Consider the following 23,112-nt stretch of genomic DNA (forward strand, 5'->3'; position numbering starts at 1 on the left):
ATCTGAATGTTCGATTTGACCGGCAAGACTGCGCTCGTGACGGGCGCCACCGGCGGACTTGGCGCAGAGATTGCGCGCGTACTGCATAAGGCGGGCGCTTCCGTCGCGATTTCCGGACGTAAGGTCGAGGCGCTCGACGCTTTGGCCAAGGAACTCGGCGACAGGGTTCACGTCGTTCCGTGCGACCTCGCCGATCGTGCAAGCGTCGGCAAGCTGGTCGACGAGGCCGTTAAGGCGCTCGGCGGACGGCTGGATATCCTGGTGAACAATGCCGGTCTCACCAAGGATAATCTCTTCATGGTGATGAAGGACGATCAGTGGGATGACGTCATCGCGGTCAACCTGACGTCGACCTTCATGCTCTGCCGCGCCGCCTCGCGCCACATGATGCGGTCCAAGACCGGGTACGGGCGCATCATCAACATCGCATCGGTTTCGGGCGTTTTCGGCAATCCGGGCCAGGGCAACTATGCAGCGTCCAAAGCCGGTATGATCGGCATGACCAAATCGCTCGCACGTGAAGTCGCGTCACGCGGGATCACGGCAAACTGTATCGCGCCCGGCTTTATCAAGACGGCGATGACGGATGTTCTGACTGAAAAGCAGAAGGGTGAGATCGCTCAAATCATTCCGGCGCAACGCTTTGGCGAGCCGCTGGATGTGGCAGCAGGCTGTTTATATCTCGCCTCGAACGAAGGCGGCTATATCACCGGCCAAACGCTCCATATCAACGGCGGCATGGCGATGGTTTGATGCAGCCTTCTGCATTGGTAAACGCCCAGAATGCCTGATTTATTGGCCTCGAGCCTGTTGGGCATTCTGATGCTGAACGGTGCGTCACCACGTGCTTTGCATTGCTCCTGAAGTGTGTTAACGACACCACGGTTTTGAGGCGTCGAAATCACGTCATCGGGACTGTGCGAAGCTGGGGACAACTCAGCGCCGTGCAAGTTGGAGACGGTGCCGAGCGTTGAGACTCACGCTACGGCGACTAACGAAAAAAGACTTCTGAACGGGGCGAACCCCTATCCGAACAGGCTAAACTTCCCGTAAGTTGATATCCTGTCATGCGGCTTATAGCGGGTTCTGCAGGGCGAACAGGCGAGCAATAAAAGGCCGCCAAAAATTAGAAAGACACGAGGATTGACGATGAGCGATGTCGCAGAGCGCGTGAAGAAAATTGTCGTAGAGCATCTTGGGGTCGAGGCCGACAAGGTCACCGACAATGCAAGCTTCATCGACGACCTTGGTGCAGACAGCTTGGATACTGTTGAGCTCGTGATGGCATTCGAAGAGGAATTCGGCTGCGAAATTCCGGACGATGCTGCCGAGCACATCCTGACGGTCGGCGACGCCGTCAAGTTCCTCGAAAAGAACGCAAGCGCCGCTTAATAGCGTCGCCGTTTCTTTTCGTCCTTGGCGCAGTTGCGTCTATCGGACAGAATTAAGAGGGGGCTGGGCAACCGGCCCCCTCTACGCGCCCAGCGCCGATCGCAATCACTGCAACGGGAAATAAGAAAAAATCGATGCGCCGTGTCGTCATTACAGGATTGGGTCTCGTCACTCCCGTCGGATGCGGTGTCGAGGCCTCATGGTCCAACCTTCTCGCGGGCCAAAGCGGTGCACGGCGTATCGAGGAATTCGAAGTTTCCGACATAACTTGTCAGATCGCGAACTTCATTCCGCGGGGCGCCACGTCAGAGGGCAAGTTCAATCCCGATGACTGGATGGAGCCGAAAGAGCAGCGCAAGGTCGATGATTTCATCATCTATGCGGTCGCTGCCGCCGATCAGGCTATCGCGGATTCCGGCCTGAAGTTCGATACCTCCGATGCGCAGGAGCGCGCAGGCGTTCTCATCGGCTCGGGCATCGGCGGGCTATCTGGAATTGCGGATACGTCCATCCTGCTCAAGGAGAAGGGCCCGCGCCGCGTCTCGCCATTCTTCATTCCCGGCCGCCTCATCAATCTCGCCGGCGGGTACGTTTCGATCAAGCATCACTTGCGCGGTCCGAACAACGCGGTCGTCACGGCCTGCGCGACCGGCACGCATGCGATCGGCGACGCTGCCCGCATCATCGCGCTCGACGATGCCGATGTCATGGTTGCGGGCGGTACGGAGAGCCCGATCTGCCGTATCGCGATGGCGGGCTTTGCCGCTTGCCGCGCGCTCTCGACGGGCTTCAACGATGATCCCACAAGAGGTTCGCGGCCGTACGACAAAGACCGCGACGGCTTCGTGATGGGCGAGGGTGCCGGCATCGTCATCCTCGAAAGCTATGAGCACGCCAAGGCTCGCGGCGCTAAGATTTACGCCGAGGTCATCGGTTACGGCATGTCAGCGGACGCCTATCACATCACTGCGCCTGCCGAAGATGGCGACGGCGGCTACCGCTGCATGAAGGCCGCTCTTGCCCGGGCGGGTGTCGCGCCGAGCGAGATCGACTACGTCAACGCGCACGGCACCTCGACGCCGATGGGCGACGAGATTGAACTCAAAGCTGTTGAACGGCTGTTCGGTAACAGCGCGGGCAAGCTTGCGATGTCGTCGACGAAGTCGGCCATCGGCCATCTGCTCGGTGCAGCCGGGGCGGTCGAGGCGATATTCTCCGTTCTCGCGATCCGCGATAACGTTGCTCCGCCGACGCTCAACCTCGACAATCCGTCCGTCGAGACGGCGATCGATCTTGTGCCTCACAAGGCACAAAAGCGTGATATCAATACCGCGCTCTCGAATTCGTTTGGCTTCGGTGGGACGAATGCGTCGCTCGTTCTCCGCCGCGTCGCGTGAAAGCTGCGGCGGGTACGGGTTTTTGCCACATTTTACGTTGAGCGTCCCTCGCGGGTGGGGGATGGAGCAGCGCAATTCGGGGCGATAAATCTCGTACGCAGCGCTCTTTCAATGACGGTGCTCGCGGTATCATGAGTCAAAACAGAAAGCGGCCGGACGGGAACAGAACGTCTCGGACTGCTGGCGCTCGAAGCCCCGCCGAACGGTTGGAGCCGGGTCGTGCGCCGGGCCGTCCGCGCGGCATTCAAGCCCGTGAGCCATCGCGCGCCTTGAGCGGCTTCGTGCGCGTCATCAGCAGCGTCCTGACCGTATCTCTCATCGTGATGGTGCTCGTCGGCGGAACGGCGTTCGCCATTTTCAATCAGTTCGAAAGCCCCGGCCCACTCGGTGCGCCGCGCACCGTCGTGATCCCCAAGGGCGAAGGCCGGATCGCGATCGCCGAGCGCTTGGAAAAAGAAGGCGTCATCACGAATCGATGGACCTTCGTCGGCGGCTATCTGCTGCAAGGCTTCCTCGGCAGCCGAAAGACGACCGAGCTTCGCGCGGGCGAATACGAAATCAAGGAACACGCCTCCATGCGGGAGGTGATCGATACGCTCGCCGAGGGCAAGTCGATCCTCTACAAGACCACCTTACCTGAAGGCCTGACGAGCGAGCAGATCGTCGAGCGGCTCAAGGCCGAGCCGAACCTCAGCGGCGAGATCACGAGCATTCCAGCCGAAGGTACGCTGCTTCCCGATACATATTATTTTTCGAAGGGCGCTTCGCGACACGAGATCCTGGACCGGATGCGGGACGGGATGGAGAAGACCTTGGCGGAACTCTGGGAGCAGCGCGATCCCGATCTCCCGGTCAGATCTCCTGAAGAGCTGGTGACGTTCGCCTCGATCGTCGAGAAGGAAACGGGCCGTCAGGACGAGCGCGATCGTGTGGCGGCCGTTTTCTACAATCGGCTGCGGAAGGGGATGCGGCTGCAGTCCGATCCAACGATCATTTACGGCATCGTCGGGGGCCAGGGTGTTCTGGGCCGCAGCATCACGAGAACCGATATCGATACCAAGTCGCCGTATAACACGTACCAGATCAACGGCTTGCCGCCGGGGCCGATCTGCAACCCGGGCAAATCCACAATCGAGGCGGCGCTGCATCCGGCGAAAACGTCCGATCTCTATTTCGTCGCCGATGGTACTGGCGGCCATACGTTCTCGGAAACGTTGAAAGATCACAACTCGGCTGTCCAGAAATGGCGGCAGGTCGAGAAGCAGGCGAAAGCCAAGCAGGGGGCAGCCGACGCGGCCGATCCGGACACGGGCACCGTTCCAATCCCTCAGGGGCCCGATTCCGCTCCGAAAAGCCCGGTCGTGACGAAGGGGCAGAAAGCCGCGAAGACGCAGACTCCGGCGACCTCGGCCAACGGCGCCGACGATGGCTCGGCGGCTCCGGTTTCCTCGGCCAATTCGACGGACGTTCCCTTGCCCGTCCGGAAGCCGAAGAAGCAATAGATCGCACCTGATCACAACTCCTGTTGGCGGGGGCGGCGCGACCCGTTAAGTTGCGCGCCGCTAGCTCACCCCGTCGACGAGACCTTTCCCTATGACAATTTCCAGCATGACGGGATTTGCCCGTGTCGATGGCTCGGCCGATGGCCTGGCGTGGACGTGGGAAGCGCGCAGCGTCAACGGCCGCGGCCTCGACGTTCGGCTGCGCCTGCCGCCCGGCTATGAGGGCCTCGAAGTTGCCGCGCGCGACGCCGTTTCAAAGCGGTTTGCCCGTGGGAGCATTGCCCTGTCGCTCGCGCTCGAACGGCAGCAGGGCAACGGCTCCGTGCGTTTGAATGAACTGGTGCTCGCCGATGTCATGAAGGCCGCCGACCGGGTATCGGCGTTATCGGGCGCAGCGAAGCCCGATGCAGCGCAGTTTCTCATGATCAAAGGCGTGCTCGAGACTGCGGATCAAGCGGTCGAGGACAGCGAAGCGCGTGCGGCGCGCGAAAGCGCGGTCTTGCGCAGCCTCGAGGCCACGCTCGACAAGCTTGCCGAAGCGCGGCGCGCCGAGGGCACGCGCCTCGCGGAAATCGTTCGCGATCAGCTCGCCCAGATCGAACGGCTGGCGGGAGAGGTGCGTGCGTCGCCTTCCCGGTCGCCGGAAGCGATTGTCGCGCGGTTGAAGGATGCGATGGCTCGCCTCTTCGAGACGACGGCGGCACTCGATCAAGATCGGCTCTATCAGGAAGCCATGCTCATGGCGACGCGTGCTGACGTCGAGGAAGAACTGCAGCGCCTTGCCGCCCACGTTTCCGGCGCGCGCGATATCATCAGCGAACCTGGGGCCGTCGGGCGGAAGCTCGATTTTCTGGCGCAGGAATTCAACCGCGAAGCCAACACGCTTTGCTCGAAAGCGAACGCGGTCGACGTTACCCGGCTCGGCCTGCAGTTGAAGACGGTCATCGACCAGCTTCGTGAACAAGTGCAAAATGTCGAATAGAATGACCAAAAACACCGCGGACAATTCGAACGGCAATCCAAACAACAAGGACGTTGCGCGGCCTAGCATCGCGCGCCGGGGATTGCTCTACATCGTGTCGTCGCCGTCGGGCGCGGGGAAAACGACGCTTGCCCGACGCGTGCTCGCGGCCGACGACAACATCGAGATGTCGGTTTCGGTTACGACGCGCCAACCACGGCCCGGCGAAACGGATGGTGTCGACTATCATTTCGTCGACCACGCGACATTCGAAGGCATGAAGGAGCGGGGCGAGCTTCTCGAATGGGCGCGCGTCTTCGACAATTTTTACGGCACGCCGCACGCGCCCGTCGAAAATGCCATTCGCCAGGGCAAGGACGTTCTGTTCGATATCGACTGGCAGGGCGCACAGCAGTTGTCGGGCAAGATGCCGGGAGACGTCGTGCGGGTGTTCGTTCTCCCGCCGTCGGGCGACGTGCTCGAGGGCCGGTTGAAATCGCGTGCACAGGATCCGGCGGACGTCGTTGCGAAACGCATGGCGGCGGCATCTTCCGAGATCAGCCACTGGCCGGAATACGATTATGTAATCGTCAACTCCGAGATCGAGCAGAGCACCGCTGCGGCGCTGGCGATCCTCTCAGCGGAACGGTTGAAGCGGGCGCGGCTCTTGGGGCTATCCGACTTCGTTCGCAAATTGCAATCGGCGCTTTAATCGTTCGCCGCGCCGGCCTCGTCCAGAACCACCGCGAGACGAGCGAAGTCCGAAACGGAGAGTTCTTCCGCGCGCTTTTCGGGCGAGAGGCCTGCGCGCTGGAGAAGAAGCTCAGGAAACGGCGTCAATTGCTTCAGGCTCGAACGCAGCATCTTCCGGCGTTGACCGAAGGCGGCGCCCGTCACGCGCGCTAGCGTCGCAACGCGGCAGGCGGGTTCCGGCTTTGCCCGCGGGCGAAACTCGACAATGGCTGATGCAACTTTCGGCGGCGGCGTGAAAGCCTCCGGCGGCAGATTGAGGACGATCTTCGCTTCGGTTCGCCACTGCGCCAGAACGGAGAGCCGGCCGTAAGCCTTGGACTTCGGCGTGGCGACGATGCGTTCGGCAACCTCGCGCTGGAACATCAGCACCATGCGGTCGTACCACGGCGGCCAGGGCTCGGTTTCGAGCCAGTTCACGAGAAGCAGCGAGGCGATGCCGTAGGGAAGGTTCGCCGCGACCGTTACGGGGCCGGCGCCTTCCAGCAGTTTCGGCCAATCGACTTCGAGGGCATCGTCCGCGTGGACGTCCAACCGTCCCGGGAAGCGCGCCGAAATATCGGCAAGCGCTGGGAGACAGCGATCGTCGCGTTCGATTGCGATGACGCGTTTCGCGCCTTCGATCAGAAGCGCGCGGGTCAGGCCGCCGGGTCCAGGGCCGACTTCGACAACGGTGCGGTCGCTCAAATTGCCGGCGAGGCGCGCGATCTTGCGCGTCAGATTGAGGTCGAGCAGAAAATTCTGGCCAAGAGATTTCTTGGCGCTGAGGCCATAGCGTTCGATGACCTCGCGGAGTGGCGGCAGTCCATCGGGGCCTTCACGGTGAACGGGCGCGGGGGCTTTCATGATGCGGACGCGAGAGATCTGCGTGCGCTCATCTCGCCAGCGAGTTTCAAAGCGGCTTTGAGGCTTGCCGCCGAAGCGAGCCCTTTGCCGGCGATTGCAAATGCCGTCCCGTGATCGGGTGAGGTGCGGACGAACGGGAGGCCGATCGTGGCGTTGACCCCTTCGTCGAAGCTGAGCGTCTTGATCGGGATCAATCCTTGATCGTGATACATGGCGAGCGCTGCATCATAGGTCTTTCGCGCCGCCTCGTGAAACATCGTATCGGCGGCGTGGGGGCCCGTCACGTCAAGCCCCTCCGCTCTCAGGGCTTCGACAGCCGGCCGTATGATCTCGGCATCTTCGGAACCGAGTGCGCCGTCTTCGCCCGCGTGCGGGTTAAGCCCCGCAACGGCGATGCGGGGATTGGGGATGCCGAAGTCGCGTTTGAGCGATGCCGCCATGATCCGTGCGGTTTCGACGATTTTATCGAATGTCAGAAGGGAAGGGACGTCCTTCAGGGGCACGTGAATCGTCAACGGGACCACGCGCAACTCAGACGAGGCGAGCATCATCACGGGGGCGGACGGCTCTCCCGGCCAGAATTCTGCCGCGAGCGCGCCCAGATACTCGGTATGTCCGGGAAACTCGAAGCCTGCGCCGTAGAGCACCGACTTCGCGATCGGGTTTGTCACGACCGCGGACGCGCGTCCCGCGGCGACATCGGCGACGGCGCGGCGGATGGCGAGGATCGTTGCGGGGCCATTGGCGACAGTGGGCGCACCGGGCGTTGCGGGTTCTGCGAGCGGAATTGGGATGACGGGCAGCGCGTCGTCGAAAACCTTGGCGGCGGCCAACGCGTCTGTCACGGGCACGATGAGGCTTCCGTCGACGCCGGCCGAGCGAGCGACGGCGCGCATCATATCGACGTCAGCGTAGAGTACGAACTTAGGTAATCGATCGTGGAAACGGTCTTTCCAGGCCTGGAGGGCGAGTTCGGGGCCGATGCCTGCGGCGTCGCCCATCGTCAGTGCCATAGGCAGTGTGTGGGGCGACAGTTTCGGGGGCGCCCGGTTCTGGGGCGCCGGTGATTTGGGCGTCAGTGTCATGTGGCGTGTACCAGGTTCGCGCTCGTCCCCTTAGCGGGAGCCGACATTTATCCGGTACTCGATGTGGGCGTCCTCGCGAAGGTCTTTGAGATAGCGCTTGGCCATCAGCTCGAACTCCTTCTGCTTGAGTTCGCCTTCGGCCTGGTTGCGCTTTTCGTCCACTGCCTTCACCACGGTGCGTCCGCAAACGACCCAAAGCTCGATCGCCCCTTCGCTCACGTTCGGCGGCAGCATCTCACCGTCGGCCGCGTTGACGAGAAGCGTGCGGGTCGGTTCAGAAATGGTGGACGGCCGGCGTTTTCCAAGATCCTCGAACGTGGCACCGGGGACGCCGGTCGCCGCTGCTGCCGTCGTCTGGCAGCCGGAGAATTTCGAGCGAAGCTTATCGGCCTGCTGAATGCGTTCGGCGACGCCCTTTTCATCGATCTTGACGGGCATCGCTATCTTGACGCGCTGGACCTGCAGTTCGACGTCGTCGTTGCCGGCGACGGAGGTGGCCGCGACGAGCTTATCGACGTCTCTGTTGGTGACGTTGATCAGCGGACCAAAGCGGCGGCGAACGACTTCATTCCAAGAGAGCGTGGCCCGGATGCGGGACTTGATCGGGTCGAGGGTGCCGCCCATCTGCTTCGCGAATTGGTCGACCGTCATTTTATTTCGTTCTGCAATGCCGGAAATGATCCGGTCGACCTCGGCATCTTCGATCGTGACGCTCTGCTTTTTCGCTTCCTGCATCTTCAGCCGTTCATCGATGAGTTCTTCGACGGCCTGCTTCTTCATCGCGGGCAGAGCTGAATTCCTGGCGCTTTCGAAAGCCTGCTTCTGCAGGCTCATGCCAAAGTCTTTTTTGCGGCGCTCGAAAATTGCGATGATCTCGTCGCGCGATTTTCCCTCGTTCGCCTTCACCGTTTCCTGAAGCAGCGCCTTGAGGCGCTCGGACGTCTTCGGGTTTTTGATGATGGCTTCGAAGTTGGCTTTGGCCTGGTTCTGAATATTCGTGCCGCTCAGCATCATCGCGCGTTGCTCGATCTCGTAGCCGGTGATCGGCTCGTCGTTCACGAGAGCGGCGATCGCGCGCTGGTCGCTCGAGGGGGGCGTGGAATCATGGCCGACCGCCTCTCTGGCCGCGGCCGTTGGCGACTTCTTCTTCTGATTTTTGCCTTTGCCCTGCGGATCGGTAGATCCTCCGGTGGCCGTGTCACCTACAGCCGGCTTCGGTAGAGACGACGTGCCGTCGCCGGTTACCGCAACTGTGCCGCCCTGCGCCGCGACGGCGAACGAAAAGGCGACGCTCGCGAGGCCCGCGAGGCCGCATCGCCCAGCTAGCGAGGGAAGTTGAGCGGCAATGGTCCGTGGCGAGGGCATGCTTTTACGACATCCATAAGTCCGAATCGGCGCGGACGTCAGGATACCGCAGCCACGCCCGATGCCCGGGCCTTATCCACATCAAGAGTGGCCAAAATCCGGTTCCCCTTGGGTTCGAAGGCCGGAACGCGGGCGGCCGGATCAGTTCGTACGCTGGTCGCCGCCCATGTTGAAGTCGAGATTGCCGGTCGTCGCTGCAAAATCCCCGAGATGCTTAAATTCGAACCGCAGCATGACGGTCTGGTCCGGCTCGATCGAGAGATCCTGGTAGTTCGACTGGATATACGACGCGGTCAGCACGAAGCATTCGTCGGCATATTTGATGCTGACGCTATCGTAGCGGAAATTGCCGGTCTCGAGGTCGTACCGCGTCGAGCCACCGAGGCTCCAACGGTTGGTCAGCTGCAAGGTCGCCGCGCCCAGGATTTCCTCGAGGCGCGTCGGAGTTGCGATCACGTCGGGATCATCCGGGTTCGTGAACAACGCGGCGGCGTCATATGAATAGCCGGTCTGAACCGACAACGGCCCGTATTTGGCGACCGCGGCAAGATCCTGGCGTCTCAAAGCGAGCGTGGATTGGTTGAACCGGCTCTGCGAAATGATCCTGAAATCGCCGATGGGGGCGAAATAGGCGCCGAGGACGTAGTCGGAGTTCCGCGTCTCAAGGCCGTTGGCGGGATTAAAGGTGAAGTTGCCGTCGTCGGTCCGGCCCGGGAACAAATAGGCGTTGTCGCCCGACAGCTGATAGCTCTGGCCCGCCAAGAACCGCGCATAACCACCGTCGTTGGACTGGAAAGTGTACTGCAGACCGGCATTGACGCGCGTACCCGTTTCAATGCGGTCGTAGCCCGAAAACTTCGAGGTCGCGAACAGGTTGGTGTCGTCGAAAACGAGGCTCTGGGCGTCTTCGTTGGGCAGCCGGCGTTGCGGAAGGCTTTCCTGGTGCACGACAACTTGCCCGATGGGCTCGATGATGTGCGATCCGCGCGGTTCGTTGGCCACCCAGGGATACGATACGAGGACACCGCCGTCGACGATGCCGCGCGTGACCGTCGACGAGAATTGCTGGGACGATGCAACCTCGGTGCCATCAGCGTTGAGCACGACCGATTGAGGGTTCGTAACGTTATCATAGCCATAGATATCGCCGCGGACGTCGGCGAACGGCGTGTAGCTGATGCCGATCGAGTCGGTCAGGCGGCGGCGCCATTTGAGCTCGGTGATGACCCGATTGATGTTCTGGTCGGTCTTGCGGGGATTGGTCAGAGGATCAGCGATCGTACCGTCCGCGCGGGTGAAGCTCAGGACGTTGGTATTCCATTTGAGTTCGCCACCGGCAACCGGGTCGGCGAACACGTAATTGTAGTCGATGATGGGATGCGTGTAGCTTTCGGTTCTCGGCGTGTCGTCCGTCAACAGGCCGCCGAACTGATAAAGCCTGGCGCTGAAGTAGTTCCGATCCGACAGCCCTGTCAGGTAGACCTGATTGACGCGATCGGTCACGAGAACGCTGTCGAGTTTATAGAAGCGGCGGAACTGATCGTCGCTTTCGATGATCGCATCCCAGCCGAATTTCCACCAGCTCGACAACGAGAACAGGCCGTGCGTCTCGACGCTGCCGCGGAAGCCGTCGAGTTTCTCATTGGCTGCCTGGTCGCCAGGCAGATCTTTGAAGTTCTGATCGATGCCCGCGAGTTTGACGGTGTACTCGCCGTTGGCCAGACGATGGCGCCACTCGCCCTTCAGGAAGAGGCCCTGGTCGCTCATGTAGAGCGGCTCGAACGTGACGTCGTAGTTCGGCGCGAGATTCCAGAAATAGGGAATACCGGTGATGTAGCCGAGCGTCGACGAGTGGCCATAGTCAGGCGTCAAGAACCCGGACTTGCGCTTCACCGACGGGTCGGGGCTCTGGAAGTACGGCAGATAGAAGATCGGCTGTCCGTAGATCTGGAAATAGGCGTCCTGGTAGGTGAGGGTCGCGGCTTCCTGATCGTGAATGATGCGCGCGGCGCTGATGCACCAAAGGGGAGGCGTGTTGCCGTCGCTTTGGCACGGCGTGAATTTGCCGTTCTCGAATTCGGTGATGTTGCCTTCGCGGCGCGTCGCGCGGTCGGCTGAGATGTGGGACTTGTCGGCCGAGACGATCGACAGCGCCGACACGAAACCGTCGCGGAAGTCATCGGTCAGGGTGTAGCGGTCGGCGTGGACGATGTTGCCCTGAGGTTCTTTCAGCGTGACGTTGCCGACAGCCGTCAGCGTGCCGCCGCTCTGGTCGTAGACGACTTCGTCAGCGGTCAGGATGTAGTTGTTGTAGAAGATTTCGACGTTGCCGCGCGAAATTACGCGATCGCCGGATTTGTCATAGATCAGCTGGTCGCCCTGCAAGCGCATGGGCTGGGCGCGATCGATATTCGTGTTGACCTTGCCGAAGATCGTGCCGGGCGAATTTGCGGCCCCGAACGACGACTTGTTTTTCTTCTTCTGCAGTCCGTTGCCGTTGGTGCCCAGGTCGCTGTCTTGAGCGTAGGCAAGTTGGGCGTGACCAAGGTTCGCGACGGCCGCAATGCAGGTGATGGCGAGGACGCGCAGAAGCGCACGAGCGGCCCTGCGCGCCTGACGGCCGCTGGAACCCTCGCTTAACGGCCCGCAACCCTCTTGCGGTATCCGCCCTTCACGCATCACTCAACCGTCCTCCTGGTGCAACAGCACCGTGGTTGCGATGATTAAAACCAGGGCAACGGGCAACCATGCCGCGGCCCACGCCGGCGCCAAACCTGCGATGCCAATTTGTCTCGCGATTTCCGAGAGCAAGAAGAACCCGACCCCACCGACCATTCCAGTCGTAACCATAGTCTGGATGCCACCTGAGCGGAATGACCGCAATGACACAGTTGCCGCCAAAAGGACCATTGCCACACAGAGCAAAGGACGAACCAGAAGGGACTCGTACTGCACCCTGAGCCGCTCGGTCGAAAGTTTCGCCTTATCAGCAGCTTCTATCAGCTCCGGCAAATCCCAGAAGGAGACCGAGAAAACCGTGCCGAGAGCCTCCTGGACCCGGTCGGGCGTGAGGTAGGTCGAGACGAGGTAGGACGTGAATTTTTCGGGCTGCTGGCCGAGGCGGGAAACCCAGGCATCCGTCAGCTGCCAATAGCCGTCTTTGAGTTCGGCCTGGGTCGCGTCCACCCGCTCGGAGAAATGCCCTTCGCGATCATAAGCAAATATCATGACGCCGGTGAGGGTCAGTCCCCGGTTCGATGCGGCGGCTGCACCCAAAACCGATTCCCCGTCGACACCGTTCTGCGTGATCCAGGAGCCGCCACCTTGGGCGCGCAAGAGATTGGTATCGTTGCCGAAAGCCTTGGCGAACACCTGTTCGGATTTCGCCCGGCCGCGGGCGGCAAGCGGGTTGTAGACGGTCACGGCGAAGACCCCGACAAGAAGTCCGACGGTCAACCCAGGCGCCAGGAATTGCCAAACGGACATGCCGCCGGCGCGCATGACGGCGAGTTCGCTTTTGCGGTTGAGGTAGAGGAGGGCGCTGATCGTGCCGACGAGGACTGCGAAGCCGATCAGAAATTCGACGTAGGCGCTGAGGCGGAGCAGGGCAATTCCGACGAGCGTTCCAACGGGAACGTTGCCGTACTTGCTCGATTGGCGAAGCAACTCGACGAAGTCGATCATGAAGATCAGGAGCGCGCAAACGGCGAGGGTGGATGCAATCGCAACGAAGAACAACCGGGCGATGTAGCGCGAGAGTGTGAAGGAGCGGATCATGGCGCCACCTTCCGGCGCGGCACGACGAGACGAAGAACGGTTTCAAACGTACCCGTCATCGCATCGGCCACGCGTCCAAAGATCGAGACGCCCGATCTCTGCCGGTCGGAGCGCTTGATGATGATCAGCGACAGAACGATGGCTCCGATCGGGACCCCGTAGAGGGCGACGAGCATCGAGGCGTCCCGCGTCACGGCACTGTTCAATGCCAACCCGGCCATTCGGCAGGTGGCGGCGAAAAGGAATGTCAGGACAAGGCTTTGCATCCGGCTCGAGCGGGTGGATCTCGCCTGGCCCACGAAGGCGACGATGATGAACACAAACGCGATCGGATACAGCGGTCCGACCAGCCGCTCGTGAATTTCGGAGCGGAACTGACCGGGGGAATTCCTGAATATCTTCGAGTCCGGGCTCGGGTGCACGAGTTCATCCCAATACCGCTCACGGGGCTTTTTTTCGCCCGAGCCGTCGTCCTGGGATTCGAACCGGTCGAGGTCAACGACGTATTTGTCGAACGCCACGATCTGCGGCGGGGCGTCGGCATCCGTCCGCCGGAGGATGTGGCCGGTCGACATGACGAGATAGGCCGTTCCGTCCTGCTTCACGATCGTTCCGCGCTCGGCGAGATAGCTCTGAGACTGCGACTTGTCGCGGGTATCGTGCATGACAAGCCCGAGCAGTTCGCCATCTGCCGAGCGGTCGCGAATATGGAACATCAGGTCGGGCTCGGGACTGGAAAAGCGCCCGGGCTGGATGACTTGGGTCAGCAGGTCGCTTCTGACCTGCACCAGATAATCGCTCAACAGCCGCATGCTCCACGGCTGCGCGAGGTGGCCGACGAACGCGAGAAAGATGCTGACGAGCAAAGCCAGCAGGATCAACGGCCGAGCCACTGTCCAGACTTTGGAACCTGCCGCCGAGAGGACGATGAGCTCGCTATCGGTATTCAGGCGATTGAGCGTGTGAAGGGCTGCGATCAAAAACGAAAACGGCGCGATGATCGCCATGAGATTCGGGACGGCGAGGGACGTCATCTTGACGAGCATCCAGGTGTCCTGACCCTGGCTGGTCACGACGTTGAACTGGCGCAGCGCCAGCGCAATCCAGACGATCCCCGTCAACGACGCGAGGATGAGCGCAAAAGAGCCCGCGGCTTGCCGGAAGACATATCTCGAAAAAATTCGCATGCGTTAGCCGCTCTCCCCCCTCCGGCCACCCCGCCGAAGCAACCTCCCCATCACCGGCTCCTGTGGGGATACGTCCGGCTCCCATAGCACAGTGGCGGAATTTCGGCTGTTCGCCGTTTCCTGGCCGTTCGGCCGATAGCAAAAATCGTTCTTTCGGCACAATTGCTTAGATCGCGAAAGCGCCTTGGAGGGAAGGGCGTTTACAAAGGCTCGCTTGCCACGCATTCGTGAACGACTAAGTTGTGCCGCCTAACCACCGGTGCTTGCCCCTTCTGTCGCTGCCGTGACAGGGTGGGAAAACCCGCGGATCGGCGTCCGCGTCCCGGTATCCTATCTTCATCCCCGGCCTTCAATCCCGGCCTCGAATCTCAGATCTCAAATCCCTCGTCTCAAGTCTCTGTCCCCTAATCCTTGGCCCCTAATCCCTGGTCCCGAATCCCTGGCCCCGATCACCTCTTAACCTGGAGTTGCTTTGAAAATGTCCGACCGCCTCGAAGTCACGTTCGCGCCGCTCAACGCCGAGACTGAATCTGTCACCGTCGCATTGGCGGGCGATGGCTTGGTTCTTGGCTCCCGGGCTCGTGAGCTCGAGACGAAATCCGCAAGCGCGCTGAGCAAGGCTGCAGCTGCCGCAGATTTCAAAGGCAAATACAAGTCGACGATCGAGATTCTGGCGCCGGCCAAGCTTGGCATCGACAGGCTGATCATCGGCGGTCTCGGAAAGTCCGCGACGCTCACCGATCTGCAACTCGTCGATCTCGGCGGCGCGATCTTGGGTGCCATTCAAAATCGCAAGACGTCGGCGGCCAGCGTGATCGTCGACGCGGAAACCGCGGGCAATGTCTCCGCCGATGAAGCGGGCGCGCTGATTGCTCAGGGCGCTCTTCTTCGTCACTACAACTTCAAAAAGTACCTGACGAAGAAATCCGGGGAAGACGGCGCGGACAAGGACGGCTTGAAGAAGCTCGTCATTCACGTGCCGCATCCCGACAAGGCGAAAGCGGCATTCCAGCCGCTGAAGGCTGTCGCCAACGGCGTCAACGTGGCTCGCGATCTCGTCAATGAGCCCGCAAATATTCTCGGACCGGTCGAACTCGCCGAGAAGACAAAATCACTCGAAAAGCTCGGTGTCAGCGTCGAGATCCTCGACGTCAAGGACATGGAAAAGCTCGGCATGGGCTCGCTTCTTTGCGTGGGTCAGGGAAGCGTCAGGCCGTCTCGCCTTGCCGTCATGGTTTGGAACGGCGCCAAGGGCAACAAGAAGCAGAAGCCGGTTTGCTTTGTCGGCAAGGGCGTCGTCTTCGACACCGGCGGCATATCGATCAAGCCTGCCGCCGGCATGGAGGACATGAAGGGCGACATGGGCGGCGCGGCCGCCGTGATCGGAACGATGCACGCTCTCGCGGAGCGCAAGGCGAACGTCAACGCCGTGGGGCTCATTGGCTGCGTCGAGAACATGCCGTCCGGCAACGCGGTTCGTCCGGGCGACATCGTGAAGTCCATGTCGGGCCAGACGATCGAAGTCATCAACACCGATGCCGAAGGCCGCCTCGTGCTCGCCGACGTCCTCTGGTACGCGCAGGAACAGTTCAAGCCGAAGGTCGTCATCGATCTCGCCACGCTGACCGGCGCCATCATGGTCGCTCTCGGCAAAGAGTATGCGGGCCTGTTCTCGAACGATGACAAGCTTGCGGACGAGTTGCTGTCGGCATCACGCGCGACCGGCGAGAAAGTCTGGCGCATGCCGCTCGACAAGGCATTCGACAAGATGATGGATTCCAAGAACGCCGACATGAAGAACGCCGGCGGGCGCTGGGCGGGTGCTGCAACCGCCGCAGCCTTCCTGCAGCGCTTCGTGCAGAAGGACACGGCCTGGAGCCACATCGATCTCGCCGGTACCGCGATGGACGGCAGCCGCAACGACACGAACCAGAGCTGGGGCGCCGGCTGGGGTGTGAGGCTACTCAATGCCTTCGTCGCGGAGCATCACGAGAAAGCCGAGAAGTAGGTTCGGTCACGCCGGGATCTTGGCTGGGCTGATCTCAGTTTTTGGAAATTGCAGCTTGGTGGATTCGTCGTATCGTATTGATACATATGGCGGTTCACCACTTTGTTTCCATAATATATATTATGCGAAATTGAGATGCGCCGATCATGCAGCTTCTGACGGAATCCGGAGATCATCGAATTATCTTAGCGACGCCCGATGACGGACACACGAGCCACGCCTGTTGCATGCTTGCGCAGCGAATTGACGGTATCGAGCGCCACGGCCTTTAGATAGGTGGCCGTACCGATCTCCCGCATCGTCCAGAACATTCCGTAAGCCATCGAGAAAAATGACGGCACCTGCCGACGCGGGGATTTGCGACCGATGGTCGGGATTATCGTCGAGACAACCCCTCCGCGCTCTGCGGCGATGGCGGGAAACACGCCGTAGACCTTCAAGTCCTGCAGCCACGCAAATCGATTGTCCAAATCGATAGCGCGTGCGCGCTGCATTGGCGCAAGCCATTTCCGCGCTCCGGAGTTCGAAAGAACATAAGCAGTCGTTCTCGAGGGCGCTAACGGATAGCGGACGAGGCTATGCTTTCTGTCGATATCGGCAACCCTGACGACGGTCTTTTTGAAGCGCGTACACAAATGCAAGTAGTCCCAATCTGCAGGCATACTCGCGACAGCCTCAGAGGCGACCGCACAGAAATCGGCAGATAGTTCGGCATCGTCCTCGAGCACGATCGCGCAAGGCAGATCGTTGGCAACAATCGTGCGCGCAGCCACCAAGTGGCTCGCATAACAGCCGACTTGCCCATCACTCATGCGCACGCTACCGGCGAATTCGTTCCGGAGCCATTCCGGGACGTTCCGCCCCTCCACAGCACGAATGCGCTCCATTTGAAAGCCAAGCTCAACTGACTGCCTTTGCATATATGCCAGCCGCTCTTCAGAGCGGTCGAGATTGATCAGAAATATAGGTATCGGCATCATCAGTACGCCCCGCTTATTACTCCGGATACGCCATATCAAATTAAACGCATGCTGAGAATAAGAATAAGAGAGCGCAATTTTGGTAATTGCCCAATATCCGCAGGCGCGGTTAGCGCTGGGTGGAGGCGATCGGAGCGGATATATCGTGCGACCTTGAGCGGCGCCTAGGCTAGGCTGAATCTGCCGGGGTTCTGGCGGATGAAATCCGGCAGCTCGGCAAGGCCTACGATGTCGGTGTCTTTGTTGAGATACTTCGCGTACTCATCCGGGCACTGGAAGCTCCCCATCGATCTATGTTCCGAATGGGCGTACGACTCGACCTTACGACGCCAAGCCTCCCAATCCCCCAAGCTTGTCATGTGCCAACCGGCATCCGGGATGACGCGCACCGGAGCCGAGATGCCGGTGTTGATCCAATTCCAAGTTCTGGCGTGAAGGCGCTCAAGCGCCGTGCCTCTGAACCGGTTCGACGCACAGATCTTGGTCAGGCGAAGACGTTGCGCACCCGGAAATAGCCGGTACTCGATGAGACGTGGTCCCTTATCCCACACGAGGCTCCTCACCCGGCGATTGGCGGAGCCGCGGTAGACCGGCATCTCGAAGATCGTCAGCTCTCCCGGCTTGCGCTCGTTGAGTGCGCGTCTCAACGCCGTCGCGTTCAGGATTTCATCGACGTCCGACACGATGATCAAATCGTTTGCCGTGGCTTTGGCTAATCCCTTGGCAATCTGATTGCGCTGATAGTGCTCACGTGCCCAATTCGCATCGAGCGGCTTCGTATCCAATCCATAGGCGTCGGACGTCTCCGGAAAGTCGACGACGATGGGGATGATCTTGTTGGAATAGCTTCGGAAGCGATCGGCATTCTCAGCGTAATAGAGCGGTTTCGGCTCTCCCTGAAATGTCCGGCGCGCTTCGACGAGCACAAAATAATCGACGAGCGGGTGAAGCTCGTGCAGCCGCACATCGAGCAAATCGAGCTCGTTGAAAAAGCTGAAGCAATCGAAGAGCATCACGATTACCCGTCATTCTCGATGCGGACTTCTCGTAATTGCGTGATTTCAAAAGGGCAGGCCCGCCGCCCAAGCCGGTGATACTCCCCCGAGCCACGAGGCTATCACCCAGGCCGAATTCTTGAAAGATGAAACAAGATGCATGCTGAGGACAATGCACTGCTAGCGTTGCATATAATCGTCCTGCAGATGATTGCCCGGCTATTATGGCTCCCGGCGTCCGGGCGTTTGCATGCCTTTGGCGATCAAGAGCATCACCGTCTTGCCTAGCAATTAATTCGCTGCGCTACGCGAGCCCCGCTCTTCGGTACCAGAACGGAAATGGGGCCCCCATGATCAGGACGAGGAACGTAAGCACCGCGTTGCGGATGGGGTGTTTCTCGAAGCCGTCACTTTCGATGGATTTGTAGCCCGGGACGTCGCGGGTATCCGCAATCAACGTTCGAGCATTTTCAAAATCGTCCTCCTCGACGAGGATCGAAATTCCGCCAAAGTGCACCGCGAAGTGCGGGCATTGCGTGACGATATCCTTACCCGCCGTCACGAAGCGAATGCCGTGTGCCCCGAGCAGACTCTCGATGACGAGGATCTCCGGAAGCATCAAGCTGGTGTGAGCGATCACATGCGGCATCTCTCGGCCTCAAGGTCAAATCACGGTTCGCGGCGTTCGAGTGTCCTGATGCCTTCCGCGATCAACACGGCGTAGAGCGCTATGACAAAGCCCGACAGCATGTTGACCGACACGACGGCTCCGATCGCCTGCGCCAGCGCCGGATCGAACACCCAGGACAGCATACGGACGACGATCTCGTCGAAGCTCTGTTTCAGCAGGAAGAGAAACTCGCTCGCCTGCTCCATCGTCGGCTTCGTCGGAAGATCGAACGCGGCGCGCTTTGCAAGCTCGGTGATGCCGGGCGCCGGCAGGAATGTCAGGCCAGCGGAAAACAACAATCCGAGTGGCGCCGCGAGCCGGAAATAGCCCCAGCGCATCGGACGGGCCTTCAGCCGGTCCATCAGGAACCGGACGGCCTGCACGCCGAGAAAGAGCGAGATGGCGAAAATCACGGCAACGAACTTCAGCCGCTCCTGATCGGTGCCGAGAAATGTCAGAAGCCCGACGACGCCCGCAAGCACGGCCTTCGTTATCGCCTCCAGCGCCCCGACCGTCACGATGACGATCATCGAGCGACCCGGCGGCCGGTCGAAATAGAACGGGAATTCGTATCTGAGGCGGGCGATCTCCAGTGCCGCGCCGACGCCGAGCGCCAACAGCGCCGTGCCGGCTGCGAAGACCAACGGCGCCGTGAAGCCCGTCCAGGCGACGGCGAAAATTGCCGCCAGCTCGAGCGCCATCATCAGGCCGTTGAAGATTATGTGCATCTGTCCCCGCTCCGCCATCGAGACTAGCAGAGCCGCGCGGCTCGGCAACGGGAGTTGCGAGTCCGGGGACGCGCCGGTGCCCTCAGCTCGTCGCCTTATCCGCTTTGCAAGTTGCATCGCCTGCCCGTGCGAAGTTCGCCTCGAACGGATAGGACCGGCGGAACAGCAGAAGCTCAGGGCCGGTATCGCCGAGGAGATGCAGCTGGCCGATTTTACTTTCCTCGTCGGTTCTGTACCAGGCTTCGATCGCATAGGGCGCAGCGCCTTTCGCGAGTTCGAGCTTGCCCTTGAAGGCGCCCTCGCCTTGGGCAGCGTCGGTCGCGAGATGGACGGCGACCTCTCCACAAGAGTTGTCGTCCTTGATTGCGATCCCGCACCAGCCGTCCTTGCACGCAACGATATCGTACGTCAGGGCGCAGCCATCTTCGCCGCAGTCTTGCGCGTCGCCGTTCCGGCCGTAGCCGTAATAGTGGCCGCTCCATCTGCCGGCGAGCGATACCGGCGCGATTTCTTCGACTTTTGTCGCCGCTTCATCGCCGGCCGCCGCAGAGCCGCCAAAACCGCAGACGATGATGACCGCGATGACCGATATGGCGACGACAACTCCTGCGGCTGCAAGCGTTACGGCGCCCACCACTTCGGGCCCCGGCGAATTGTCGAGGCTCGTTCTTCGCATCGCGATTTTTTCGATCATCGGCTTCCTCATAATTCCCGTTGGAGCGGTCGCGATCGGTTCAGGTACCGGCCTCATCGCGTTGCCCTATGAAATGTTCGTACTCGCCGGTCGCGCGCCGTTTCTATTTCCTGCGCACATGCTGTCGTCGGCAATGGCGTTGCTGATCGCGCCTATCGTCATCGCGTGTCGACATCGGCCCGAGCTTCACAGACCGCTTGGCCGGCTGTTGGGCGTATTTGTGGTGATTGGGGGGCTTACGTCGTTACCTGTCGCCATCATGAGCCATTCGCCGGCGTTGGCGCGGGCTGGATTTTTCGTGCAAGGTCTCGTCTGGCTTTACCTGTTCGGATCGGCCTTCATCGCGATCCGCCAGCGGAACATTCCCCGCCACGCGCATTTTGTGATGGCGATGGTTGCAGTGACGACCGGCGCCGTCTGGTTCCGCGTGATTACGGGGGCTTCGATTGTGCTCCGCCTGCCGTTCGACCCTGTCTATGCGCTCGCGGCATGGATCGGCTGGATGGTTCCCTTGGGAATAGTCCTGAGCAATCCGCGGTTCATTTCGGCCAGTTTGGCTCGATAGCCGGGCGACATAGCCGCAGGACCGGCTCTCGTCGATCCTTTCGTGGTCGTCTACTGTCCGCCCGATCCAAAGAGGACGGACATGGCGGCACCACTCAAACCATCGCGCGACATTGCTCGGCTGATCGAAATCATGGCGGCGCTCAGGACGCCCAAAACGGGCTGCCCTTGGGATCTCGAGCAGACCTTCGAGACGATTGCGCCCTACACGATCGAGGAGGCTTACGAAGTTGCCGATGCGATCGCGCGCAAGGATCTGGTCGATCTCAAGGACGAGCTTGGGGATCTCCTTTTGCAGGTCGTCTATCATTCGCGCATCGCAGAGGAGCAGGGCTCGTTCGCATTCGGCGACGTCGTCGAGTCCTCCACGAAGAAGATGATCCGGCGGCATCCTCATGTCTTCGGCGATGGCGCGGCGCGGGACCCGTCTCAGGTCAAAGCGACGTGGGAGGAGATCAAAGCGGCTGAGCGCGCCGAGAAAGCTGCGGAGCGATCGCGCATGGCGGACGCGGGCTCGCAGGTTGCGCACAAGTCCGCAACGCTGGCCGACGTTCCGGTTGGGCTTCCGGCTTTGACGCGCGCGGTCAAGTTGCAGGACAAAGCCGCGCGGGTTGGTTTCGACTGGGCGAACCTTCAGCCGGTGTTTGAAAAGCTGAAAGAAGAAGTCGCCGAGCTCGAAGAAGTGGCGTTACCTGCGGACCCGAGAAGGGAGTTTTCGGTTGCGTCCGGCGACCGGCACCCCGACGTGGAGTTGCCGGAGGCGGTCAAAGAAGAATTCGGCGATATGCTTTTTGTGATGGCGAACATCGCGCGGCATCTGAAGCTCGATCCCGAGGCTGCGTTGCGCGGTGCCAACGACAAGTTCGTCCGGCGGTTCGCTCATATCGAAAAGGCGCTCGCCGAGCGCGGCAAATCCCCGTCGCAGTCTTCGCTCGACGAAATGGATGCGCTTTGGGATGAGGCGAAAGCGCTTGAGAAACGCTAGGCCCCCTTCGCGTTTCTTATAGCTTCGGTAACGTGCTCGGGGCGAAATCCGAGGCCCAAAAGGCGCGCCGGGATCCGGGAAACAAACGGCAGCCGCGTCAATAGCCGTATGATCAGCGGCGGCGTTATCGGGCCGCTGGCGCTCAGCGTCTTTGCGATCACCGCGTTCTGGACTGCGAGTTGCAGACGCTGCGTCGCGCGCGTCGGGAACTCGCGGCGCTTCTGCACGGCTTCCAGATCTTCGAACGTCAAGCGGCCCGTCTTGAGCGGCTGCCACAGGAGATTTGCGGCGGCGACGGCGTCCTGAACAGCGAGGTTGATGCCGACACCGCCGACGGGGCTCATTGCGTGCGCGGCGTCACCTATGCAGAGGAAACCGGGGCGAGCCCACGTCTTCAGCCGATCGACGACGACCGTCAGAAGCTTGACGTGGTCCCAGTCGGGAATGGCATCGGCGCGCTTGGCGTCGAACGGCAGAAGGGCGCCGACCGATTTGCGGAAAGCGGCGAGGCCGGCGGCACGCACTCTCGCATCGCCGCCTTTCGGGATGACGTAGGCGCACTGCCAGTAATCTCCCCGCTGCAGCATAACGAAGATGTGCCCGGCATCGAAGCGGCCTTGCGTTTCCTCGGTGTCGGGTGGGAGCCTCGGCAGACGGAACCACATCACGTCCATCGGCGCGCCGAAGTCCTCGCTTACGAGGCCGGCGGCACCGCGCAGAACGGATGAGCGTCCGTCGGCTGCGACCACGAGATCGGCATTGATGGTCACGGCGCCTTCCGGCGTCTTGACCTTCACACCGGATACACGATCACCGTCGAAAACGAGGCCCCTTGCTTCGGCGTTCATCCACAGGCTGAATTTCGGATAGGCGCGGCCCTTCTCAGCGAGAAAGTTCAAGAAATCCCATTGCGGCATCAGCGCGATGAATTTCGTCGTGATCGGGAGATGCGAGAAGTTCGCCATCTCGAGACGCGTGTCACCGAACTGCCCGTAGATGCTCTTCGCTTCCTGGTGCGGAAGCTTCAGAAAATCGTCGAGCCAGCCGAGTTCTTCCATCAGCTGCAGCGTTGACGGATGAATTGTATCGCCACGAAAATCGCGAAGAAAGTCTTTGTGTTTCTCGAGCACGGTCACGGCAACGCCGGCGCGCGCCAGAAGCACACCCAGCATCATCCCCGCGGGACCGCCGCCCGCAATGCAACATGTGACGCGCTCATCCACGGG

21 protein-coding genes are annotated in these 23,112 nt (G+C 60.9%); 9 read left to right on the forward strand and 12 right to left on the reverse strand.

The window, feature by feature from the left end; translation table 11 throughout:
- Positions 1-6: 6 nt before the first annotated feature.
- The 6 genes from fabG to gmk all read left to right on the forward strand — a co-directional run bounded on the left by fabG (position 7) and on the right by gmk (position 5,964).
- Positions 7-753 carry a 3-oxoacyl-[acyl-carrier-protein] reductase gene (fabG, locus tag BM399_RS19695; protein WP_092869513.1) on the forward strand — a complete coding sequence of 249 codons (747 nt, stop codon included), beginning with the start codon at positions 7-9 and terminating at the stop codon, positions 751-753.
- 396 nt (positions 754-1,149) lie between these two features.
- Complete coding sequence (locus tag BM399_RS19700; protein ID WP_013215676.1) at positions 1,150-1,392, forward strand: acyl carrier protein; 243 nt, start codon at positions 1,150-1,152, stop codon at positions 1,390-1,392.
- 134 nt (positions 1,393-1,526) lie between these two features.
- Positions 1,527-2,789 (forward strand): beta-ketoacyl-ACP synthase II, encoded by a 1,263-nt coding sequence (gene fabF / locus BM399_RS19705; protein ID WP_092869514.1) that lies wholly within the window; start codon positions 1,527-1,529, stop codon positions 2,787-2,789.
- Positions 2,790-3,070: 281 nt separating this feature from the next.
- Positions 3,071-4,291, forward strand: coding sequence for an endolytic transglycosylase MltG (gene mltG / locus BM399_RS19710; RefSeq protein WP_244531395.1), 1,221 nt, complete (start codon positions 3,071-3,073; stop codon positions 4,289-4,291).
- Between the two features lie 91 nt (positions 4,292-4,382).
- Positions 4,383-5,273 (forward strand): YicC/YloC family endoribonuclease, encoded by an 891-nt coding sequence (locus tag BM399_RS19715; protein WP_092869516.1) that lies wholly within the window; start codon positions 4,383-4,385, stop codon positions 5,271-5,273.
- Position 5,274: 1 nt separating this feature from the next.
- Positions 5,275-5,964, forward strand: coding sequence for a guanylate kinase (gene gmk / locus BM399_RS19720; RefSeq protein ID WP_092869517.1), 690 nt, complete (start codon positions 5,275-5,277; stop codon positions 5,962-5,964).
- On the opposite strand, the gene rsmA is transcribed toward gmk, so the two are convergent.
- The 6 genes from rsmA to lptF form a co-directional block, all read right to left on the reverse strand.
- Positions 5,961-6,848: a 16S rRNA (adenine(1518)-N(6)/adenine(1519)-N(6))-dimethyltransferase RsmA gene (gene rsmA, locus BM399_RS19725; RefSeq protein WP_092869518.1), complete on the reverse strand. Its 888-nt coding sequence runs from the start codon at positions 6,846-6,848 to the stop codon at positions 5,961-5,963. The two genes, gmk and rsmA, sit on opposite strands and share 4 nt — an antisense overlap.
- On the reverse strand, positions 6,845-7,861 hold the full coding sequence (gene pdxA / locus BM399_RS19730) for a 4-hydroxythreonine-4-phosphate dehydrogenase PdxA (protein WP_244531418.1): 1,017 nt from the start codon (positions 7,859-7,861) through the stop codon (positions 6,845-6,847). Before pdxA ends, rsmA begins: the two co-directional genes overlap by 4 nt.
- Positions 7,862-7,963: 102 nt before the next feature.
- The gene (locus BM399_RS19735; protein ID WP_092869520.1) at positions 7,964-9,298 is read right to left on the reverse strand and encodes a peptidylprolyl isomerase family protein; all 1,335 of its coding nucleotides are present in this window, start codon (positions 9,296-9,298) and stop codon (positions 7,964-7,966) included.
- A 141-nt stretch (positions 9,299-9,439) separates the two neighbouring features.
- The gene (locus BM399_RS19740; RefSeq protein WP_092869708.1) at positions 9,440-11,977 is read right to left on the reverse strand and encodes an LPS-assembly protein LptD; all 2,538 of its coding nucleotides are present in this window, start codon (positions 11,975-11,977) and stop codon (positions 9,440-9,442) included.
- 3 nt (positions 11,978-11,980) lie between these two features.
- Positions 11,981-13,075 (reverse strand): LPS export ABC transporter permease LptG, encoded by a 1,095-nt coding sequence (lptG, locus tag BM399_RS19745; protein WP_092869521.1) that lies wholly within the window; start codon positions 13,073-13,075, stop codon positions 11,981-11,983.
- On the reverse strand, positions 13,072-14,262 hold the full coding sequence (lptF, locus tag BM399_RS19750) for an LPS export ABC transporter permease LptF (RefSeq protein ID WP_092869522.1): 1,191 nt from the start codon (positions 14,260-14,262) through the stop codon (positions 13,072-13,074). Before lptF ends, lptG begins: the two co-directional genes overlap by 4 nt.
- A gap of 478 nt (positions 14,263-14,740) precedes the next feature.
- On the opposite strand from lptF, the gene BM399_RS19755 reads away from it, so the two are divergent.
- Positions 14,741-16,270: a leucyl aminopeptidase gene (locus BM399_RS19755; protein ID WP_092869523.1), complete on the forward strand. Its 1,530-nt coding sequence runs from the start codon at positions 14,741-14,743 to the stop codon at positions 16,268-16,270.
- A gap of 185 nt (positions 16,271-16,455) precedes the next feature.
- Here BM399_RS19755 and BM399_RS19760 read toward each other — a convergent pair whose 3' ends face one another.
- The 5 genes from BM399_RS19760 to BM399_RS19780 form a co-directional block, all read right to left on the reverse strand.
- Positions 16,456-17,250: a glycosyltransferase family 25 protein gene (locus tag BM399_RS19760; RefSeq protein ID WP_092869524.1), complete on the reverse strand. Its 795-nt coding sequence runs from the start codon at positions 17,248-17,250 to the stop codon at positions 16,456-16,458.
- Positions 17,251-17,414: 164 nt separating this feature from the next.
- A complete protein-coding gene (locus tag BM399_RS19765; RefSeq protein ID WP_092869525.1) occupies positions 17,415-18,263 on the reverse strand; it encodes a glycosyltransferase family 17 protein in 849 nt (282 codons plus the stop codon).
- A gap of 286 nt (positions 18,264-18,549) precedes the next feature.
- Entirely contained in the window at positions 18,550-18,894 is a 345-nt protein-coding gene (locus tag BM399_RS19770; protein WP_092869526.1) for a putative signal transducing protein, read from the reverse strand.
- A gap of 20 nt (positions 18,895-18,914) precedes the next feature.
- Positions 18,915-19,643 carry a hypothetical protein gene (locus BM399_RS19775; RefSeq protein ID WP_092869709.1) on the reverse strand — a complete coding sequence of 243 codons (729 nt, stop codon included), beginning with the start codon at positions 19,641-19,643 and terminating at the stop codon, positions 18,915-18,917.
- A gap of 82 nt (positions 19,644-19,725) precedes the next feature.
- Positions 19,726-20,319, reverse strand: a complete 594-nt coding sequence (locus tag BM399_RS19780; protein WP_244531396.1) for a hypothetical protein — start codon at positions 20,317-20,319, stop codon at positions 19,726-19,728.
- On the opposite strand from BM399_RS19780, the gene BM399_RS19785 reads away from it, so the two are divergent.
- Both BM399_RS19785 and mazG read left to right on the forward strand, forming a co-directional pair.
- A complete protein-coding gene (locus BM399_RS19785) occupies positions 20,297-20,902 on the forward strand; it encodes a DUF2306 domain-containing protein (RefSeq protein WP_244531397.1) in 606 nt (201 codons plus the stop codon). The genes BM399_RS19780 and BM399_RS19785 overlap by 23 nt on opposite strands.
- Before the next feature lie 81 nt (positions 20,903-20,983).
- The gene (gene mazG / locus BM399_RS19790) at positions 20,984-21,886 is read left to right on the forward strand and encodes a nucleoside triphosphate pyrophosphohydrolase (RefSeq protein ID WP_092869527.1); all 903 of its coding nucleotides are present in this window, start codon (positions 20,984-20,986) and stop codon (positions 21,884-21,886) included.
- Here the strand turns inward: mazG and BM399_RS19795 are convergent.
- Positions 21,883-23,109 (reverse strand): FAD-dependent oxidoreductase, encoded by a 1,227-nt coding sequence (locus BM399_RS19795; RefSeq protein WP_092869528.1) that lies wholly within the window; start codon positions 23,107-23,109, stop codon positions 21,883-21,885. The genes mazG and BM399_RS19795 overlap by 4 nt on opposite strands.
- Positions 23,110-23,112 lie beyond the last annotated feature (3 nt).

Origin of the sequence: Hyphomicrobium facile (assembly GCF_900116175.1) — a bacterium.
Lineage (GTDB): Bacteria > Pseudomonadota > Alphaproteobacteria > Rhizobiales > Hyphomicrobiaceae > Hyphomicrobium_B > Hyphomicrobium_B facile.

Bases quoted from the DNA above. Each gene is read 5' to 3' on its own strand.
- lptF (WP_092869522.1), bottom strand. From the start codon at position 14,262: ATGCGAATTTTTTCGAGATATGTCTTCCGGCAAGCCGCGGGCTCTTTT.
- BM399_RS19700 (WP_013215676.1), top strand. From the start codon at position 1,150: ATGAGCGATGTCGCAGAGCGCGTGAAGAAAATTGTCGTAGAGCATCTT.
- lptG (WP_092869521.1), bottom strand. From the start codon at position 13,075: ATGATCCGCTCCTTCACACTCTCGCGCTACATCGCCCGGTTGTTCTTC.
- pdxA (WP_244531418.1), bottom strand. From the start codon at position 7,861: ATGGCACTGACGATGGGCGACGCCGCAGGCATCGGCCCCGAACTCGCC.
- fabF (WP_092869514.1), top strand. From the start codon at position 1,527: ATGCGCCGTGTCGTCATTACAGGATTGGGTCTCGTCACTCCCGTCGGA.
- BM399_RS19715 (WP_092869516.1), top strand. From the start codon at position 4,383: ATGACAATTTCCAGCATGACGGGATTTGCCCGTGTCGATGGCTCGGCC.
- BM399_RS19740 (WP_092869708.1), bottom strand. From the start codon at position 11,977: ATGCGTGAAGGGCGGATACCGCAAGAGGGTTGCGGGCCGTTAAGCGAG.
- mazG (WP_092869527.1), top strand. From the start codon at position 20,984: ATGGCGGCACCACTCAAACCATCGCGCGACATTGCTCGGCTGATCGAA.
- BM399_RS19770 (WP_092869526.1), bottom strand. From the start codon at position 18,894: ATGCCGCATGTGATCGCTCACACCAGCTTGATGCTTCCGGAGATCCTC.
- BM399_RS19760 (WP_092869524.1), bottom strand. From the start codon at position 17,250: ATGATGCCGATACCTATATTTCTGATCAATCTCGACCGCTCTGAAGAG.
- fabG (WP_092869513.1), top strand. From the start codon at position 7: ATGTTCGATTTGACCGGCAAGACTGCGCTCGTGACGGGCGCCACCGGC.
- rsmA (WP_092869518.1), bottom strand. From the start codon at position 6,848: ATGAAAGCCCCCGCGCCCGTTCACCGTGAAGGCCCCGATGGACTGCCG.
- BM399_RS19765 (WP_092869525.1), bottom strand. From the start codon at position 18,263: ATGCTCTTCGATTGCTTCAGCTTTTTCAACGAGCTCGATTTGCTCGAT.
- gmk (WP_092869517.1), top strand. From the start codon at position 5,275: ATGACCAAAAACACCGCGGACAATTCGAACGGCAATCCAAACAACAAG.
- BM399_RS19775 (WP_092869709.1), bottom strand. From the start codon at position 19,643: ATGCACATAATCTTCAACGGCCTGATGATGGCGCTCGAGCTGGCGGCA.
- BM399_RS19755 (WP_092869523.1), top strand. From the start codon at position 14,741: ATGTCCGACCGCCTCGAAGTCACGTTCGCGCCGCTCAACGCCGAGACT.
- BM399_RS19780 (WP_244531396.1), bottom strand. From the start codon at position 20,319: ATGCGAAGAACGAGCCTCGACAATTCGCCGGGGCCCGAAGTGGTGGGC.
- BM399_RS19735 (WP_092869520.1), bottom strand. From the start codon at position 9,298: ATGCCCTCGCCACGGACCATTGCCGCTCAACTTCCCTCGCTAGCTGGG.